Raw genomic sequence first — 17,643 nt, 5'->3', positions numbered from 1 at the left:
GGTCAGCCCTCCGCGATGATCTCGGAGAGCGTGTCGACGCCCTCACGTGTTCCGACGACGACGAGCGTGTCCCCGATGGCCAGCCGGAAGTCCGGCCCCGGCGAGGGGTGCGCGCTGTGCGTCCGCAGGACCGCCACGATCGACGCCCCGGTCCTCGTCCGCGCCCGGGTGTCCCCGAGCAGCCGGCCACCGTAGGGGGAGCGGGTCCCGAGCGGGATGTGCTCGGTGACCAGGTCGATGCCCTCGGTGCGTACGGCGTCGATGGGCGCCGCGTCGATGAGGTGCGCGAGCCCGGTCGCCTCGGCGGTCGTCAGCGGTACGGAGAGCACGCACGAATCTGGGTCGTCGTGTTCGTAGAAGCCGAGGAACCGGCGCCCGTCGTGGTGGACGACGACGGAGATGTGCTGCCCCGACTCGGTGGTGTAGTCGTACTGGACGCCGACTCCTGGCAGCGATGTGCGGTGGGTTCCCATGACGTCCTCCCGAGGGCGCGCGGTGGCGGGCACGCTTTTGATCATTTCTTTAGCCACCCATTACCCTAACGGCCCACTGTTTCCGGCCGGTGGGCGTCCCGCGTCGGGACGTGGGCCGCGAGAAGGCCGGACGTTGCATGATGCTGCTAGCCACAGTCCTCGAATGGACGGAGCCGAGCCGATGACGAGTGCGCCTGACTACAGCAGAGGGGTCGACGCGGAGCGTGCCCTCAAATTCGCTGTCCAGCGTTTTCGCGGGGACCGTGTCCAGATCATCGAAGGGATCATCGAGCCGGTGACACCGACCTGGGACCACGAGCGCGCCGCCCGGCTGGTCCGCCGCCAGATCGAGGACCGCGTGGACGAACTGGGTTGTGTGGAAGGCTCGGGCAATCTCGATCTTCCCGGATCGTCGAACTGGTACATCCCTGATATCGCCGTGGTGCCTGAGGAGTTGGCCAAGGGCGGAGGCGCGCTCCTTCCGGACCAGACGCTGCTGATCGTGGAAGTCACGTCCGAGTCGAACGCTGAGACCGACCGTGTGGTCAAGCGTCGCCGGTACGCGGAGTACCGGGCGCCGCTCTATCTGCTCGTGGACCGGATGGAAGGCAGTGCGACCCTCTTCTCCGAGCCGGGGCGGCTGGGCTACACGCACGTGGACGGCCCGCACCCCTTCGGCGCCGTGCTCCGCCTCCCCGAGCCCTTCGACCTCGACCTCGACACCGGTGGCCTGGCTCCTGCCTGAACCTCCCGGGCAAGGTACGACTGTCGTTGCCGGGTGGTATCCATGCGGCATGGCCCAGTTCAAGGACTTCAACTTCAAGCTGCTCGTCGTCGAGAAGCTCATGTACGAGGACGAGACGCTGACCCCGGCGTTCAGCATCGACGAGCGGATGCGGGACCGGGGAATCACCGACACGGTCACGTACGTGTACGACAACGACCTGGCCTTCTCCGTGCTCGAGGAGTCCCGCGCCTACTTCGAACAGCTCGAGATAAGCGACGAGTTGCTGGCGAGCGTCGATGAACTCCTTCTCGACGGAGGGCACCAGGTCTACTACGAGTGCTCGCCGGTCTGGGACGGCGAGGACGACCTCTTCGACGTCCGCTCCCTCGACGACCTGGCGCTCCTGCCGAACCTCAGGCTGATCGACAACGCGGACATGCTGACGCTCCCCGACGCCGAGGGCCAGCTCGCCGCCCGGGGGATCGAGGCGGGCTGACCCAAGGCGGGGAAAGGCGAGCTCAGCCCCTACGGGCCCCCGGGGGTTCCGCCTTAGCGGTCACCACGTCCGCGAAGCGGTGGGCGACGGTGCGCCAGGTGTCGGTGGCCGCCGGTTCGTCGCGCAGGGCCTGGGCCAGCAGGGTTTCCGGGGCGGGGGCGCCGTGGCGGGTCAGCCGGTCGCGGTTCCAGCCGAGGATGCGCTCGGCCGTCGTCTCCGGGTGGAACTGCACGCCCCACGCGGCGGGGCCGACGCGGAAGCCCTGGTAGGGGCAGTGCTCGCTGCGGATCAGCCAGTGGGCTCCGGCGGGCAGCGCGGTGACGGCGTCCACGTGGTTCTGGATGGCGTACGGGTGCTCCGGCAGGTCACCGAAGAGAGGGTCGGTGGCCGCCTCCGGGCGGAGGCTCAGCCGGGTGGAACCGAACTCGGGCGTCCCGTGGTTCCCCCGTACCTCGCCCCCGGCGACCTGGGCGAGCATCTGGCCGCCCAGGCAGATGCCGAACATCGGGCTTCCGTCGGCGAGTGCCTGGCGTACGAGGTTCCTTGTCGCGGGCAGCCACGGCGCGTTCGCGTCGTCGTCGGGGAGGTAGGCGCCGCCGAGGACGATGAGCGCGGTGTGCTCCAGCCGGTCCGGGACCGTCTCCCCCTCGTGAGCGAGGACGATGTGCGGGCTCACTCCACGCTCCGTCAACCAGGCTGTCCAGCGGCCGAGTCCGCCTCCGCCCTGGTTCTGGATCACCAGTGCCGTGGTCGCGGTCGCGGTGCGGGTGTCCATGAGGTGCCCCTGCCGTCGGTCGTCGCGTCGCCCTCGCCGGTCGTCGGGGATATGCCCCCGTCATGTGATGATCCCCCGTCACTCCCTGGTGTGAACGTTGTTGCTCAGGTCAGGCGAGGGGTTTGGGCTGCGGTAGCGTAATCGCGTCATCACGCTGTGTGTGCGTACGTGCGCATATGGCGCGGTCCCCGGGGTGTTAGCAGCACCGGCCGAGGACCTTCACCGCCAGTGGAACGGACCCACCAGAGATGCTGTGGAATGCTATCGCGCCCTCGCGCGGCTACACCAAGGCCGCGAATGAATTGGTGCGCACCCCGCGTCTGAGCAGTGACGCGAAGATCCTTCTCCTCTATGTGCAGGGGCTCCCCGACGACCGTCGCGGCGTGGCCCTCAGCGAGCACGCGCGAGCCCTCGGGATCACCGGTCGGGCCTACCAGAAGGCCAAGAAGCTGCTGGTCAGCTGCGGTTATCTCCATGAGCGTCGGCAGCAGGGCGGGCGGGGTTTCTGGACCACCGAGCAGCTGCTGAGCAATGTCCCGCTGACTCCGGAGGAGGCGAAGGCTGCCCGAGCTGCGGAGTCCGCGATCCCGGCCGAAGCTCCGGCCGTGTCTCCGGGTGAGCGGTTTCCGACGGTCGGTGATCCGGGCAGTCGGGACATCGGTGGTCAAAAACCCGAGGAAGAAGAACGGGGGAAGAACACTCCCCACCCACCCACCGAAACGCAGGCGGAGGAAACCGGGTTGGAGCCCTCCGACGCCGAAGCGGCCGAGGCGGAGCGGGTGTTGCTCTCGCTGCGTCACACGCACCGCTCGCTGCGGCTCGGGGTTCCGGAGGCTCGCAAGCTGGTGAAGCTCGCGGTGGTGTGGCTGCGGCGCGGTGTCACCGCCGCCGAGATGCGCAGGGTGCTCACCGGGGACCTGCCGGGCCAGGGGGTGCGCTCGGCGGTCGGCTTCCTTCGCCATCGGCTGATGGCGAAGATGCCGGAGGAACCGGCCCCGGTGCCGCCCCCGGTCCAGGCCCCGCCCGTGCCGCCGCTGCGGACCTGTGCCACGCCCGGGGACGAGCACCTGTTCCGGCCCGTCCCGGGTGAGGAGGACGAGACCCTGTGCGGACCGTGCCGCCTCGACGCCGCCCGTGCCGCCTGGGCCGAGAAGCGGGCCGCGCAGATCGCCGCCGAGGAGGCGGAGCTCCGTAAAGCAGGGCTCCCGGACGCCGCACCCGCCGTCACCGGCCCGCCCCTGGCCGGCTCGCCCGTGGCCGATCCTCCTGCCGATGACGTCGATGTGTACGCCCACACCCCCTGGCGGGAGAGGGTCGCCGCCCTGCATGCGGCAGCGGAAACCGACTGAGGTGAGGGGGCGGACATGAGCGTGCCCGGCCGGTGAGAACCGCCGGCCGGGCACTCGCGAGGCGTGGTCGGTCAGTCCTTGATCTCAATCTTCTCGGACTCGGCCTTCTCCCCGCCCGAAGGGGCGGGCACGACCGGCTTCGCGGAGCCCTCCGCCTTGCCCTGGAGGTTCCGGAGCACGGCTCCGAGGTCGACGCCGGTCGTGGAGCTGAGGAGTTCCAGCCCCTGGGCCACGTTGTCGGTGACCGTGCGGGACAGCTGGCTCGCGCCGTCCGTCGAGATGACCGTCATCTTGTCGATCGCGCTCAGCGGCTCGGACGCCTTGGCGACTACCTGCGGCAGCACCTCGACGAGCATCTGGAGGACGGCCGCGTCGCCGTACTGCTTGAAGGCGTCCGCCTTCTTCTGCATGGCCTCGGCCTCGGCGGCACCCTTCGCGGCGATCGCGGCGGCCTCGGACTCACCCTCGATGCGTACGGCGTCGGCGAGGGCCGAGCGGTGCAGCTTCTCACCCTGACCCGTCAGACGGGAGCGCTCCGCGTCGGCCTCGGCCTCCTTGACCTGGGCGATCCTGCGGGCCTCCGCCTCCTGCTCCGCCTGGTAACGGGCGGCGTCGGCGGGCTTGCGGACCTTGGTGTCGAGCTCACGGTCGGTCAGGGCGGCCTGGCGCTCGGCGACCTTCTCCTGTTCGGCGAGCACCTCCTGCTGGCGGGCCGCCTCGGCGAGCGGGCCTGCGGCGTTGGCCTTGGCCGCGGCGGCCTCGGTCTCGGCCTTGATCTCGGCCTGCTTGAGGTAGAAGGTCCGCTCCGCGATGGCGATCTCCTCGGCCGCCTTCAGCCGGGCCTGCTCGGAGGCGCGCCGTGCGATGGCCTCCGCGATGTCCGCCTCCTGCTTGGCGCGGGCGGCCTCCGGGCGTCCGAGGTCCTCGAGGTAGGAGCCCTCGGTGGTGATGTCCTGGATCTGGAAGGCGTCCAGGATGAGGCCCTGGCCCGAGAGGCTGGCCTCGGCCTCCTCGGCGACCTGTCCGGCGAAGGCCGCCCGGTCCCGGATGATGTCCTCGACGGACATCCGGCCGACGATGGCGCGCAGCGCCCCGGACAGGACCTCCTGGGTGAAGCCGACGATGCCGTTCTGCTGCTGCAGGAAGCGCTGCGCGGCGGCGCGGATCGCGTCCTCGCTGCCGCCGACCTTCACGATGGCGACACCCTCGAGGTTGGACTTCACCCCTCGCAGCGTGACCGCGCCGCGCACCGCGACGGGGATGTGCCTGCTGGACAGGTCGAGGGTGAACTTCTGCTGGACGAAGGGCACGACGAAGACACCGCCGCCCACGACGACCTTCTGGCCGCTGTTGTCGATGCTGGTGCGGCCGGTCACCGGGTCGACGGACTTCTTGCCCCGGCGGCCGGTGATGATGAACGCCTGGCTGGGCCCGGCGACCTTGTACCGGGTGATGACGACGAGCGCCAGGAGCACGATCAGTACGACGGTTCCGACGATAGCGATCAAGACTGGACTCATGAGACAGGTCCCCCTGGCCGCCCCGGGCCGGGGCGGCGGTGTTCGGCGGTACGGGCACTGGAGAAGACGGGTGGTGCGGGTGCGGTCAGCGCTCGACGGGTCGGACCGTGACCGAGGTCGTCGACAGCGTGGCCTCCACCCAGACCTCGGCTCCGCGTTCGATCGGGACAGAGCTCTTCGCGGCGAACTTGACGGTCTGGCCCGCGAGTCGCAGCAGGACCTCGCCGTATCCGTCGCTGGGGATCGGCGTGACCACGGAGCCAGATGTGCCGACCAGGTCCTCGCCCCGCGGCGTGGCCGTGGTCTGATCCGCCATCAGGGCCTGGCTGAGTTTCCAGGTCAGCCAGGCCGCGACGAGGCCCGCCCCGGCGCCCGCCGCGATCGCGACGGGCGTGCCGGCGCCGGTGGTGCCGAGGACGATCGCCCCGCCGAAGCCGAGCATCGAGAGGAAGCCCGCGATGACGGGCAGGGAGAGCAGACCGTCGAAGAAACCGTCCAGCACTCCGCCCAGCACGTCCCCGAAGAGTCCTTCGAGGATCCCGTCGAAGATCAGGGACAGGGTGAGGAGAGCGATTCCCGCAATGCCGAGACCGAGAAAGACGGTCACGCGATCACTCCCCCGATGTACCGATTCCCCCGAAATGGTTCCGCCGATCTGGCTGCATGGTCCCACACCGTGCCCGCCGTGGGTACTGCCGGAGTCCGGCAGTTTTCAGGCCGAGTTGATGCCGGAAAGCTGCGCGGCGAGAGTGTCGAGGGACTGGAAGGTGGCCCCCAGCAGGGCGACGTGCTTCCACCGCAGGACACCGTCCGGTCCGATCAGGAAGACGGACCGGCGTACGCCGATGCCGGGCGCCGCGACCCCGTAGGCGCGGGCGGTCTCCCGGCCCGTGTCGGCCAGCAGCGGCATGCGCAGGTCGTGGCCGCGGGCGAAGGACTCATGGCTGTCCACACCCTGTGGACTGATTCCCCAGACCTCGGCGTCGAGCCCTTCGAAGGTCTCCATGCCCGAGGAGTAGGAGCAGAGCTGCTTGGTGCAGACCGCGGTGTTGTCCCCCGGGTAGAAGGCGAGCACGACGGCCCGTCCGCGCGCGGCGGAGAGCGTGTAGTCGCTCCGCTCGAACCCGTCCTTCGTCAGGACGCCACCGGGGAGGGTGAAGTCGGGTGCTGTCGTGCCGGTAGCGGGTCCTGACGCCATGTCAGATACTCCTCGCGTCGTAGGGGGAAACCGAGTGTGTGCCTCGTACAGTGAACGGCACTTTCCGCGCATCGACACGTTCGACCCATCCGTGAGGCCCCCGGCCCCGAATATGGGGTGAGTGGGCGGGCGAGGGCCCCGCGCACCGATCAGGAGGTACGTGTGGCCGGAAGACCGTCGGCAGCGGTGCTCATCCTCCACGGCGGCTACGAGACGGGTCTGGAGGCACCGGCGCCCGGCGCCCTCAACCTGCCGGGGCTGCGGATGCTGCCGTTCGCCCGTGTGGTCTCCCGCGCGGTGCGCGGTGACGCCGGGGTGCGGGTCCAGCGGGTCCGCTACACCCACCGCGGCTGGAACGGTCACCGCGAGGACCCCCTGCACGACACGGTGCGGGCGCTGGACGCCCTGCGCAAGGAGGCCGGGGACATCCCCGTGGTGCTGCTCGGCCACTCCATGGGCGCCCGTGCCGCCCTGCACGCCGCCGGTCACCCGCTGGTCCGCTCGGTGGTCGGCCTCGCCCCGTGGTGCCCGCCCGGCGACCCCGTGACACAGCTCGCGGGACGCGACGTCGTGCTCCTGCACAGCACCCGGGACCGTGTGACGAGCCCTCTGGCGTCCCAGTCGCTGACGGCCAGGGCGCGTCGTGCGGGCGCCCGCACCTGCCTGGTGACGATCCCGGGCAGTGACCACGCGATGATCCGCCGGGCTCCCGCCTGGCACCACCTGGCCGGACTGCTGGTGAGCGGGCTGCTGGGCCTGACCCCCGTCCCCGAGCGCGTCGAAGCGGCGTTCGAGCTGCCGCCCGGCGCCACGGCCTCCGAGGGCACCCTCCCGCTCGGCGGCCTGGGCACCGCCGATCCCGGCCCCCGGAGATGCGGGGCGGGGCGCGTCGGCAGAGGATGAAGAACCGGGCGGAAGCACCTGGTGCGTGAGGGCCGGCCGGACGCCCGTACCCCTCTGGAGGCTCCGTTGCAGGCCGAAGAGCACGCCGACCCGCCGGGCCTCGACGTCGCCGGCCTGGCGGCGACGCTCGCAGGCAGCCCCGCGGGTGTGGTCGTCCTCGACACGGAACTCCGCTACGTCTACGTGAACCGGGCCTTCGAACGGCTCAACGGGATCCCGGCCGCCGACCACCTGGGCAGGACGGTGGACGAGGTCCTCTCCGCCGTCGACATCCGGGCCGGAGTGGTGCGCCAGGTCCTGGCCGACGGCAGGGCCAGGGTCGGAACCGTCGGCGTGCGGGCGCAGGCGGAGCACGTGGTGAAGCGGCGGTCCTGGCGCATCGCCTACCACCGCGTCGAGAGGGACGGCAGGGTGCTGGGGCTGGTCGGCATCGCCCAGGAGATCACGGCCACCGACGACGAGCAGGAGGAGCTCAGGCGCGCGAGGAGCTACCTCAGGCTCCTCGACAGCGCGGCGGCCATCGGCACCACCCTCGACGCGGACGCCACCTGCCAGGAACTGGCGGAGTTCGTGGTGCCGGTGATGGCCGACGTCGCCGTGGTCGAGGTGCTCCCCGGGGACCGTGCGACGGGCAGCGACGCGCCGCCCCCCGGGATGGTGCGCCTGCGGCGCGCCGGGCTGGCGTCCGTCCCCGACCTCGCCGAGGGCATCCGGCGCTTCGAAGGGCCGGGCGAGGAGATCGACTACGCGCCGGGTGCCGCGGTGTCGCGCTGCCTGACGACGGGCGAACCCGTGATCGAGAACCTGGTCGACGACGCGTGGTTCGAGCGTTCCGCACCCGGCCCGGAGCGCGTCGCCGTGTACCGGGCCCTTCGCTTGCACTCCGTGGTCGCTGTCCCGCTCACCATCGGGGACCGGACGCTCGGCGTCCTGAGCATGGTCCGCGCCGGGGTGTCACCGCCGTTCGCCCAGGGGCTCGACGTCGTCGTCGCCACGGCCCTGGCCGGCCGGGCCGCGGTCGACGTGGACCACGCACACCGGTACGCGCAGGAGCACCGGGTCGCCAGGGAGCTCCAGCGTTCCCTGCTCTCCGAACCACGGGGGCCGAACTCGGGCATCGAGATCGCGTCGCTCTACCTGCCGGCGGGCGCCGGGGCGGTCGTGGGCGGCGACTGGTTCGACGCCATCCCGCTGACCGGCGGGCGCCACATGAAGGTGATGGGCGACGTGATGGGCCACGGGGTGGAGGCCGCCGTCGCCATGAGCAACTACCGCTCGATGCTGCGCATCATGGCCGTGGACGACCTCCCGCCGCACGAGGTCCTCGACCGGCTCGACAAGGCCGTCGAACAGTCCGGCCTCGACCGGGCCGCGACGTGTGTGGTCGCCGTCGTCGACCGCCGTGAGGGGGTCTGCGAGATGGCGAGCGCCGGACACCCGCCACCGGTCCTCATCGACCCGGGCGCCTGCGGAAGGGTGGCCGACATCCCGGTGGGGCCTCCGCTGGGCACGGGCATGGGCGGCTACCGGACGACGGTGCTGCCGTGCAGCCCCGGAACCGTCCTCTTCATGTACACGGACGGACTGGTCGAGCGGCGCGGCGAGGACATCGACGTCTCCATCAGCCGGCTCACGACTCTCCGGGCCCCGGAGAGCGGGCACCTGGAGGACCTCCTGGACGAGGTCGTGGAGCGGTTCGCCGCCGACGCCGAGGACGACATCGCCGTCCTGGTCTCACGGAGCAAGGGCTACTGAACGCCACAGCGCCGCAGGGGCGTTGTCAGAGGCGGATGCCAGGATCGGGTACATGGGACCTCTGCTCCTCACCGACATCGAAGCCGCCGTCCGCAGCAGCTGGGACGCGGACACCACCACCCCCGAGTACCGGGACCGGTGGAACCCCGGCAATCCGGCCCGTGACCAGTGCGGGGTCACCGCCATGGTCGTCAACGACCTGCTGGGCGGGGAGCTGATCCGGGGAGAGGTGCTGGTCGACGGCGTGCGCGTCGACTACCACTGGTGGAACCGGCTGGGCATGGGCGTCGAGATCGACCTGACGCGGGAGCAGTTCGAGGCCCACGAGATCGTGAGCGGCGGCGTCGTCATCGAGCGCCCGCAGGAATTCGTCCGCCTCCGTGAGGAGTACGAGCTGCTGCGGGCACGGGTGCTGGAGCGGCTCCGCGGGCGGATCCCCCAGGCGACTGCCTGAACAGCCGCCCGGTGACGCCGGGCCGCCCGCGTCACCGGGCCGGCTGCCGGCTGTGTCCGCGCAGGCGGCGCAGCACGATCAGCGCCGAGGTGATCAGGGGCAGCAGCCCGGCGACGGCATTGGCCATCTCCAGGTTGTCCTGTTCACCTCGTGTCTTGCGCATCCGGTTGACGGAGCGGATCACGGCGATCGTGCTGCTGCCGAGGCTCAGGAGCAGGCCGACCTTGGAATTCGAGGACTTCCTCGCCATGTGGTGCCTCCCGGTGACGGAGCCGCGCCCCCGGCTCCACGTAACCGGCTCACGGCCCGGTGCGCAATCGGGGACGTACCCGGCGCGGCGCCCGGGACCTCCCGGACCGGCCGGCGTGGGCGAGGCGGGCGGTCCGGGAGGTACCTTGCGACTCGGAGAACGAGCAGGACGGCTCGGCGAAACCGTGCGCTGACGCCTCGCACGAACGCGCGGACTCCTCGGCGAAACCGTGCGCGGACGCCTCAGACGAAGAGGAACCCCGCGGCCGTGGACGCCCCCACCGCCGCACCGGCGAGCGTCTGGGCCACCGAGTGGTAGCGCAGCGCCACCCGCGACCAGCACACGGCGGCGGCGGGGACACCCGCGCAGAGCCACCACGGGGAGTGCGTGGCGCTGAGCAGAGCGACCACGGCAGCCGCGACGGCGGAATCCACCGAGATCTTCCAGAGCGTGTTGACGGCCAGGAGCACCGTGGTCATGACCCACAGGCAGATCATGGCGACCAGAATGCCGAGGGGCGCGTGCCCCAGGACCATGATCAGCGCTCCCGCGCCGAGCGAGCCCAGGATGACGAGGAAGATCGGCCCCCGCTGCGTCCGGTCCACCACGTGCCGGTCCCCCCAGGTGCCACGGCCGCGCTCCCACTCGATGTAGCCGGCGGGGACGAGCCCGGCGCACAGGGCGCCGAGGAGGCCCCAGGGAAGCCCCGTCCAGTCACCGGCGGAGGCGAGTCCGATGGCGAGCATCCCGGCCAGCAGGACGTTGCGGGGCTGCAGGACGTCCGTGACCGTACGAGCCACGGCCGTGGTCCTGTCCGTGGTGTTCATACGGTGGGTGCTCCGGATGGAAGTGGGCGGCACCGGCCGAGCGACGGGGGCCGGGCGTAGACGTAGCCCTTCACGACGGGGGATGCGTGAAGGGCTACGTGTGCAGTATGACCGTTCGCAGGTCCGGCGACAACTGACCGGTCGGTCAGCGGTGTTGGGGTGGTCGCACGGACACACGGAGCGGCGGGGAGGGGTGGGCGAGCGCCGCTTCCCGCGCCCTCCTCGCGCCGTTCCCCACGGCGCCTCCGCCTCGCGGGGCGAACGCCCGGCCGTCCTTCGTCACCGGGGGGCACCACCTCGACCGGCGCGCTCCGGGTCCGCTCCGGGCGCGTACCGATCCGCCGGACCGGCCTTCCGGGCGGGCGGAAACCTGTTCCGGCGGCGATAGACATGGCCCATCCCTGCGCCTAGGGTTTCTTGTGCATCCAGGTCACATCAGGGGCCCGGTGCGCAGCAGAGAAGGTGCAGATGCCCCCGGAGCCCCCGTCGCACGCGACGGACCGTCTCGACGACGACGACTACCCCGCGTACACGATGGGGCGGGCCGCCGAGATGATCGGTGCGACTCCCGGTTTCCTCCGGGCGGTCGGCGAGGCCCGCCTGATCACACCCCTGCGGTCGGAGGGCGGACACCGCCGGTACTCGCGCTACCAGCTGCGCATCGCCGCCCGCGCCCGCGAACTGGTGGACGGCGGCACGCCGATCGAGGCTGCCTGCCGCATCGTGATCCTGGAGGACCAGCTCGAGGAGGCCCTGCGCCTCAACGAGGAGCTGCGAAGGTCCGCGTCCGGCCGGAGCGCCACCGATTCCTGAGCGGCGCGCGGGTGTATATCTGTATCGGCGGGCACAGAAATACGCGCAATGCGCGGTGAGGGTTTATCCCCTGTGCGTCGCGGTGCGCGCGCAGTGATATGGCGTACTGCTCACTTGTGCCCGAATCATGCTACTGTTGATCTCAGTTGCAGTTGTGGTTCCCAAAACTTCAAGTGCTCTCACCGTTTTCACTCCGGTGGGCGCGCTTTTGTATTTCCGGTCTCTTCCGGACGGGGCAATCATTTGCGGCGACGTAGGGTCCACACGGTGTGGGCCCACGGGCAACGCCCCGAAGGAGATATGACATGGCTACCGGCACCGTGAAGTGGTTCAACTCGGAAAAGGGCTTCGGCTTCATCGAGCAGGACGGCGGCGGCGCTGACGTCTTCGCCCACTACTCGAACATCGCCTCCAGCGGCTTCCGCGAGCTCCAGGAAGGCCAGAAGGTGAACTTCGACGTCACGCAGGGCCAGAAGGGCCCGCAGGCGGAGAACATCACCCCTGCCTGACGGCTCGGGTAAGTGACACAGCTGGGGCCCGCACCTAGGGGTGCGGGCCCCAGCTCGTTGTGTTTTCCGGCGTCCGCCGGCCGTCTCGCGCCCGTGGGCGCCGCCCGCACGCGCTGCGGCCGTCCGCAGCCGTACGAAGTGCTGAATCCCGTGGGCCGACGCCCCGCCGGCCGCACTTCGCATCTTATTCAATTCACCGGCTCGTTCTTGCGATTCTCGGCGCCGTGCACACTGCGGCCGCCCCGAAGGGAATCCCTCGACCGTGCCATTCGAGGGAAGGGTTCTGCATTGAACCGAGATCGCACAGCTCGCACGAACGACCGATTTTCCCGGACGCGTTCCGGCGGTTCCGCCGGCAGCCGTACCGCCGACGGATTCCGCTCCGCCGGGTCCGCACGTCAGGGCGCCCCGGGGGCGCGCGGTCGCTCCGGCGGACCGAAGCGCCCGGGCGGCAACGGCCGTCGCACCTCGTCCGCCACGGCCGAATTCGCCCTGCCGGTGACCGTGACCCCCGCGCTGCCCGCCGCCGAGTCCTTCGCGGACCTGGACATGCCCGCGCCGCTGCTCGCGGCGCTGGCCGCGGAGGGCGTCACCGTGCCCTTCCCGATCCAGGCCGCCACCCTGCCGAACTCGCTCGCAGGACGCGACGTCCTGGGCCGCGGGCGCACCGGTTCCGGCAAGACGCTCGCCTTCGGTCTGGCGCTGCTGGCCCGAATCGCCGGCCGCCGGGCCGACGCCCGGCGCCCGCTGGCCATGGTCCTGGTCCCCACCCGTGAGCTGGCCCAGCAGGTCACCGACGCGCTCACCCCGTACGCCCGGTCCCTGAAGCTCCGTACGGCCACCGTCGTCGGCGGGATGTCCATCGGGCGCCAGGCGAGCGCGCTGCGCGGCGGTGCCGAGCTCGTGGTCGCCACCCCGGGCAGGCTCAAGGACCTGATCGACCGGGGGGACTGCAAGCTCGACCGGGTCTCGATCACCGTCCTCGACGAGGCCGACCAGATGGCCGACATGGGCTTCATGCCGCAGGTCACCGGGCTGCTGGACCAGGTCGGCCCCGACGGCCAGCGGATGCTCTTCTCGGCCACCCTCGACCGGAACGTGGACCTGCTGGTCCGCCGCTACCTGAACGACCCGGTCGTCCACTCCGTGGACCCCGCGGCCGGCGCGGTGACGACGATGGAGCATCACGTGCTCTACGTCCAGGGCGCGGACAAGTACGCGACGACCACCGAGATCGCCGCCCGCGACGGCAGGGTGATCATGTTCCTGGACACCAAGCACGCGGTCGACAAGCTCACCGCCCACCTGCTGCACAGCGGTGTACGTGCGGCCGCGCTGCACGGCGGCAAGTCGCAGCCGCAGCGCACCCGGACCCTGGACCGGTTCAAGACCGGCCAGGTGAACGTGCTGGTCGCCACGAACGTCGCGGCCCGGGGCATCCACGTCGACAACCTCGACCTCGTCGTCAACGTCGACCCGCCCACCGACCCCAAGGACTACCTGCACCGTGGTGGCCGCACCGCCCGGGCCGGGGAGTCCGGCAGCGTCGTCACGCTGGTGCTGCCCAACCAGCGCCGTGAGATGACCCGGCTGATGGCCGACGCGGGGATCAGCCCGCAGGTCGCGCAGGTCCGGTCCGGCGAGGCCGAGCTGAGCCGGATCACCGGGGCGCGCACCCCGTCGGGCGTGCCCGTCGTCGCCGCTCCGGAGGCCTCCCCCGAGCGGGGCAAGGGCGGCGGCTCCGGTCCGCGGGGCCGCCGTGGCGCGCGTCCCGGCCAGGGGCGCCGCTCCAACGCCAACACCCCGACGTCGGAGGCGCGCGCCGCCGCGGCGCAGCGCCGGGCCAACAAGGCCGCGTAGCCGCCTCCCACACTCGCCGTACCGCGCACCCCGGGGCCTGCCGCCCCGGGGTGCGCTCGTACGCGGTGTCCGCCGAAGCGGGGACGTGCGTACCCGTGCGGCGGGACACGCCTCGTGTCCCCGAGGGTGGTCTCCCCCGGCGGGGAAGATCGTCGACGGTGCCGCACGGACGGCCCGGGCGAGGAGACGAGACGACATGAAGAGCAGGCTGACAGCGTTCGGAGCGGCAGTGCTGGCCTCCGTGGCCCCGGCAGGGGTGGCGCAGGCGGATGAGACGCACACCGGCTCCCACAACGGGCCGCAGGTGGCACTGATCGCGACGGGGCAGATCGACGACCCGCTGGAGGACGTCCTGGAGCACGTCACGCTCCTCGGTACGACGCGTATCACCGGCTGAGGGCGGTACGGCCGGGCCGTCGCAGGGGCGCCGGGCCGCCGTGAGACGGCCCGGGGCCGCACGTCAGTGGGCGGTCCTCGGCTTCCTGGCCCAGCCGAGCCGGGGCTCCACGACCGGGCGCAGCAGGCGCCGTACGGGTGCGGTGCACAGGCCGGTCACGACGGCGGCGGCGAGGAGCGACACCAGGACGCGGCCCGCCGGGGTGGCGAGGAGGTCCGCCTCGAAGAGGTCCCACTTGACCGCGGCCTTGATGACGAAGCCGTGCAGCAGATAGCCGTAGAGGGTGCCCGCGCCGAGTGCGGTCATCCACAGCTCGCGCCTGGGCACCCAGGCCAGGAAGCACGCGCTGAGGACCAGTGCGCAGGAGAACAGGAGCAGGGTGACGACGGCTCCCGTCCAGGCGGGAGAGCCGAGCTGCTCGGCGCCGTAACGGCGGAAGAACCACGACGTCGTCGTACGGGGCACCGCCCAGTAGGCGGCGGCGAGTGCCACGAGGCACACCGGCACCGAGGCGATCCGGACGGCCCGGCCGCGTACGAGGTCGAAGTGCGCGGGGCGCAGTTGCAGGCCGACGACGTAGTAGGGCAGGAACTGCAGGATCCGCTGCAGCTGAAGGTCCCCGCCGATGTTGCTCGTGACCGCCCCCATCGCCGCGATCACCAGCGCCACCGCCACCGGCCACCGCACGGTCTGCCAGAACGGGGTGGTCAGCCGCCACAGGAACAGGGCGGGCAGGAACCACAGCAGCCAGTACGGGGTCAGCGGACTCAGCGGGAAGCCGGGAGCCCCGGTGACGCGCTCGAAGAGCGTGTAGGCGATCTCGAAGAGGGCGTAGGGGACGACCAGGCTGGTGACGAGCTTCCAGACGCGGTCGGACGTCAGCTCCAGGCCGCGCGAGAAGTATCCGGCGATCATGATGAAGACCGGCATGTGGAACGTGTACACGAAGGTGTAGAGGGTCTCCACGACGCGTCCGCTGCCAGGCAGCGGTTCCCAGGAGTGCCCCATCGCGACCAGCACGATCGCCAGGTACTTCGCGTTGTCGAAGAACGGGTCGCGTCCCGGACGGCGTGATGCGGAGGCGGACGTCTCGGCACCTGCGGTGGCCGGGCCCGGAGAGTCTGAGGTCACGGAGGGCATCCGGTCACCCTAAGGGCTGCCCCGCGGGGCGTGCGGGGGTGTGATGCCGGGCCGTGGCCCGCCGGGCCCCGCCCCGCCCGCGCGCCGGGCCGGCGACGCGGGCCGGCGCGGCTCGTACCGCGGTGGCGACGCGGGCTGAGCCTTGTCCGTACACGGCCTGTTCCTGGCACTCCCCGCCCCGCCTCGTCCGCGCCGTGCCGTGCCGTGCCGTGGCTGTGTCCGGCCGGGGTCCGGCGGAGCCGTGGCGGGGGCGGGCGGCCAGGGCCGGTTCCGTGCGGCCCGCCGTGAAGGCACACCCTCTGTGTGGCGGCGTCGGGAATCGGCGACGGGCATCGGCCGAACCAGGATGAACGGTTTGTTATGGTCCGTGGCGGAATGTGACTCTTCCGGAGGGGCTGGAGGTGCCGGAGCGGCCGACGTGATGTGGTCACGAGCGTGGCCGCGACGGAGGGGGTCCTGCCAGACTGCGGCCATGAGCGATCTTCTTCACGACAGAGTCGTCCTGATCACCGGGGCGAGCAGCGGAATCGGCGCCGCGGCGGCCCGCGTGTTCTCGGAGGAAGGCGCGACGGTCGTCCTGGCCGCCCGCCGGGAGGACCGACTCGCCGCCCTGACGGACGAGTTGAAGGCCGAGGGGGCCCAAGCGTCCTATGTGGTCTGCGATGTGACCGTCGCGCAGGACGCCGCGCGTGCGGTGGACTTCGCGGTCGAAACCTATGGGCGGCTGGATTCCGCGTTCAACAACGCCGGGCTCGGGGGAGACCGAACTCCCATGCATCTCATGGGTGATGACGTCTACGACGCGGTCATGGACGTCAATGTGCGAGGTGTGTGGAACTGCCTCCGGCACGAGATCGCGGCCATGCTGGAGAACCCCGGTAAGTGCTCGATCGTGAACAACAGCAGTGTGGGAGGGGTGGTGGCCATCCCCGCCGCGGCCCCCTACATCGCGGCCAAGCACGCGGTCGTGGGACTCACCAGGGCGGCCGCGGACGAATACGCCCAACAGGGCATACGTGTGAACGCGGTTGCACCCGGAACGACCCGCAGCGAGATCACGGCGGACTGGTTCGGGCGCAACCCCGGGCTGGAGGACATGGTCAACAGCATGACGCCGCAGGGGCGTACGGCCGATCCGGAGGAAATAGCCCAGGCTGCGGCCTGGTTGCTCAGTGACCGCAGCCCGTTCCTCACCGGCACCGTACTCCCGGTGGACGGCGGCTTCCTCAACCAGTGAACCCGGTGCCTGGCTCGGCCGGCCCGCAACGGCCGGTCAGCCGACTGTGAAGAACCGTTTCTCCAGCCTGGCTCGCGGTGATCAGGACGGCGACCTCGGCGCCGGCCGCGATCTCCGTTCCGGCCTCCATCTCGGCGTCGATCCAGCAAGGCCGGTCGAACTCGGTGTACTTCTCGAAGGAGTTGCTGAAGGTGAGCACTTCGAAGGGGACGGGGTGCAGTGCGGCCAGCGCAGCCTGGTACGCCGCTTCCATCAGGGCCAGCCCGGGGACGTGGTCGACCGGGTGGTCGTAGAGCACGACGTCCCGTACGTCGTTGCGCAACTGCCAGCGCAGCGGCCGGTCTCCGGGCGAGAGGACCACTTCGGACGCGACCGGGCGGCGTACGACGCGCGGGTCCAGCGGGCTCGGTACATCCCAGGTGTTCCACTCGGTGCCGGGGGCCGCGCCACGGATCCTGCTGTAGACACGGGGAGAGATCCAGCCGAACTCCGAGGCGGCACGGGCGACAAGGGTGGCACCCTGGAGGAGCCGTACGTCGATGCCGAGGGAACTCACGGACCTGCCGGGGCGCTTGGGGGTCGAGGCGGAGACCTCGATCGCGAGTCGGCCCGGCACGTCCGGGGGTACCGCGAAGCCCTGGAGTACGTTGAAGTCGAAGTGGTGGAGCAGGGTTTGGTGAGTCAGCGGGACGCCGTAGGCCGCGTGTGCGATGAGCAGACCGCTCTGCCGGACCGTCTGGGTGAGCATCCGGATGTCGTAGGGAAGCCCGGCGGCCGGAGGCGGCCAGCTCGCGGTGAGGGAGAACTCGCCATCCGCCACGCGTCGCCAGCCGGTGAGGAGGACCGTGTCGGATCGCCGCAGGTGGAGGTCCTCCTCGCGGACGCTGTTCCAGCCCGCCACGGTGCCCGGCGGTGGGCTCGGAACGACGGGTATGTCGGGCATGGCCCTCCTGGGGTATG

Annotated in this window: 20 protein-coding genes; 11 read left to right on the top strand and 9 right to left on the bottom strand. The window is 71.1% G+C overall.

The genetic code is table 11. The annotated features are described in order from the left end of the window. Window positions 1-2: 2 nt before the first annotated feature. Window positions 3-473, bottom strand: a complete 471-nt coding sequence (locus ACFXOA_RS00355) for a TrkA C-terminal domain-containing protein (protein ID WP_362549800.1) — start codon at window positions 471-473, stop codon at window positions 3-5. Window positions 474-654: 181 nt separating this feature from the next. Here ACFXOA_RS00355 and ACFXOA_RS00350 point away from each other — a divergent pair, with 181 nt between their 5' ends. After that, window positions 655-1,218, top strand: a complete 564-nt coding sequence (locus ACFXOA_RS00350; RefSeq protein WP_385020138.1) for a Uma2 family endonuclease — start codon at window positions 655-657, stop codon at window positions 1,216-1,218. 49 nt (window positions 1,219-1,267) lie between these two features. Then, on the top strand, window positions 1,268-1,696 hold the full coding sequence (locus ACFXOA_RS00345; protein ID WP_385020135.1) for a DUF6892 domain-containing protein: 429 nt from the start codon (window positions 1,268-1,270) through the stop codon (window positions 1,694-1,696). Window positions 1,697-1,718: 22 nt separating this feature from the next. Here ACFXOA_RS00345 and ACFXOA_RS00340 read toward each other — a convergent pair whose 3' ends face one another. Then, window positions 1,719-2,471: a type 1 glutamine amidotransferase gene (locus ACFXOA_RS00340; RefSeq protein ID WP_385020132.1), complete on the bottom strand. Its 753-nt coding sequence runs from the start codon at window positions 2,469-2,471 to the stop codon at window positions 1,719-1,721. Between the two features lie 248 nt (window positions 2,472-2,719). On the opposite strand from ACFXOA_RS00340, the gene ACFXOA_RS00335 reads away from it, so the two are divergent. Next, window positions 2,720-3,820, top strand: coding sequence for a hypothetical protein (locus tag ACFXOA_RS00335; RefSeq protein ID WP_385020129.1), 1,101 nt, complete (start codon window positions 2,720-2,722; stop codon window positions 3,818-3,820). A 71-nt stretch (window positions 3,821-3,891) separates the two neighbouring features. Here ACFXOA_RS00335 and ACFXOA_RS00330 read toward each other — a convergent pair whose 3' ends face one another. The 3 genes from ACFXOA_RS00330 to ACFXOA_RS00320 all read right to left on the bottom strand — a co-directional run bounded on the left by ACFXOA_RS00330 (window position 3,892) and on the right by ACFXOA_RS00320 (window position 6,538). Beyond that, window positions 3,892-5,340, bottom strand: coding sequence for a flotillin family protein (locus ACFXOA_RS00330; protein ID WP_385020126.1), 1,449 nt, complete (start codon window positions 5,338-5,340; stop codon window positions 3,892-3,894). A gap of 85 nt (window positions 5,341-5,425) precedes the next feature. After that, window positions 5,426-5,947, bottom strand: coding sequence for a hypothetical protein (locus tag ACFXOA_RS00325; RefSeq protein WP_385020124.1), 522 nt, complete (start codon window positions 5,945-5,947; stop codon window positions 5,426-5,428). A gap of 105 nt (window positions 5,948-6,052) precedes the next feature. After that, complete coding sequence (locus tag ACFXOA_RS00320) at window positions 6,053-6,538, bottom strand: peroxiredoxin (RefSeq protein ID WP_385020121.1); 486 nt, start codon at window positions 6,536-6,538, stop codon at window positions 6,053-6,055. A 162-nt stretch (window positions 6,539-6,700) separates the two neighbouring features. Here ACFXOA_RS00320 and ACFXOA_RS00315 point away from each other — a divergent pair, with 162 nt between their 5' ends. The 3 genes from ACFXOA_RS00315 (at window position 6,701) to ACFXOA_RS00305 (ending at window position 9,650) form a co-directional block, all read left to right on the top strand. Continuing rightward, a complete protein-coding gene (locus tag ACFXOA_RS00315) occupies window positions 6,701-7,441 on the top strand; it encodes an alpha/beta hydrolase (protein WP_385020118.1) in 741 nt (246 codons plus the stop codon). A gap of 66 nt (window positions 7,442-7,507) precedes the next feature. After that, window positions 7,508-9,196: a SpoIIE family protein phosphatase gene (locus tag ACFXOA_RS00310; protein ID WP_385020115.1), complete on the top strand. Its 1,689-nt coding sequence runs from the start codon at window positions 7,508-7,510 to the stop codon at window positions 9,194-9,196. Between the two features lie 52 nt (window positions 9,197-9,248). Continuing rightward, a complete protein-coding gene (locus tag ACFXOA_RS00305; protein WP_385020112.1) occupies window positions 9,249-9,650 on the top strand; it encodes a hypothetical protein in 402 nt (133 codons plus the stop codon). 31 nt (window positions 9,651-9,681) lie between these two features. Here ACFXOA_RS00305 and ACFXOA_RS00300 read toward each other — a convergent pair whose 3' ends face one another. Then, on the bottom strand, window positions 9,682-9,900 hold the full coding sequence (locus ACFXOA_RS00300) for a hypothetical protein (RefSeq protein ID WP_385020109.1): 219 nt from the start codon (window positions 9,898-9,900) through the stop codon (window positions 9,682-9,684). 242 nt (window positions 9,901-10,142) lie between these two features. After that, window positions 10,143-10,727, bottom strand: coding sequence for a hypothetical protein (locus ACFXOA_RS00295; RefSeq protein WP_385020106.1), 585 nt, complete (start codon window positions 10,725-10,727; stop codon window positions 10,143-10,145). 468 nt (window positions 10,728-11,195) lie between these two features. Between ACFXOA_RS00295 and ACFXOA_RS00290 the strand changes: the two genes are divergently transcribed. From ACFXOA_RS00290 to ACFXOA_RS00275, 4 genes are all read left to right on the top strand, one after another. After that, window positions 11,196-11,540, top strand: a complete 345-nt coding sequence (locus ACFXOA_RS00290; RefSeq protein ID WP_385020103.1) for a MerR family transcriptional regulator — start codon at window positions 11,196-11,198, stop codon at window positions 11,538-11,540. 305 nt (window positions 11,541-11,845) lie between these two features. Continuing rightward, on the top strand, window positions 11,846-12,049 hold the full coding sequence (locus ACFXOA_RS00285) for a cold-shock protein (RefSeq protein WP_018522223.1): 204 nt from the start codon (window positions 11,846-11,848) through the stop codon (window positions 12,047-12,049). A gap of 288 nt (window positions 12,050-12,337) precedes the next feature. Further along, entirely contained in the window at window positions 12,338-13,909 is a 1,572-nt protein-coding gene (locus ACFXOA_RS00280) for a DEAD/DEAH box helicase (RefSeq protein ID WP_385020100.1), read from the top strand. 196 nt (window positions 13,910-14,105) lie between these two features. Beyond that, a complete protein-coding gene (locus ACFXOA_RS00275) occupies window positions 14,106-14,306 on the top strand; it encodes a hypothetical protein (protein ID WP_385020097.1) in 201 nt (66 codons plus the stop codon). A gap of 63 nt (window positions 14,307-14,369) precedes the next feature. On the opposite strand, the gene ACFXOA_RS00270 is transcribed toward ACFXOA_RS00275, so the two are convergent. Continuing rightward, a complete protein-coding gene (locus tag ACFXOA_RS00270; protein WP_385020094.1) occupies window positions 14,370-15,446 on the bottom strand; it encodes an acyltransferase family protein in 1,077 nt (358 codons plus the stop codon). Window positions 15,447-15,918: 472 nt separating this feature from the next. Here ACFXOA_RS00270 and ACFXOA_RS00265 point away from each other — a divergent pair, with 472 nt between their 5' ends. Further along, window positions 15,919-16,683 (top strand): SDR family NAD(P)-dependent oxidoreductase, encoded by a 765-nt coding sequence (locus ACFXOA_RS00265; RefSeq protein ID WP_385020091.1) that lies wholly within the window; start codon window positions 15,919-15,921, stop codon window positions 16,681-16,683. On the opposite strand, the gene ACFXOA_RS00260 is transcribed toward ACFXOA_RS00265, so the two are convergent. Then, window positions 16,673-17,626: a ScbA/BarX family gamma-butyrolactone biosynthesis protein gene (locus tag ACFXOA_RS00260; protein WP_385020088.1), complete on the bottom strand. Its 954-nt coding sequence runs from the start codon at window positions 17,624-17,626 to the stop codon at window positions 16,673-16,675. The genes ACFXOA_RS00265 and ACFXOA_RS00260 overlap by 11 nt on opposite strands. Window positions 17,627-17,643: the final 17 nt, after the last annotated feature.

The organism is Streptomyces sp. NPDC059166, assembly GCF_042755185.1.
Classification (GTDB): Bacteria; Actinomycetota; Actinomycetes; order Streptomycetales; family Streptomycetaceae; genus Streptomyces.
This window is presented reverse-complemented; position numbering and strand designations above follow the sequence as displayed.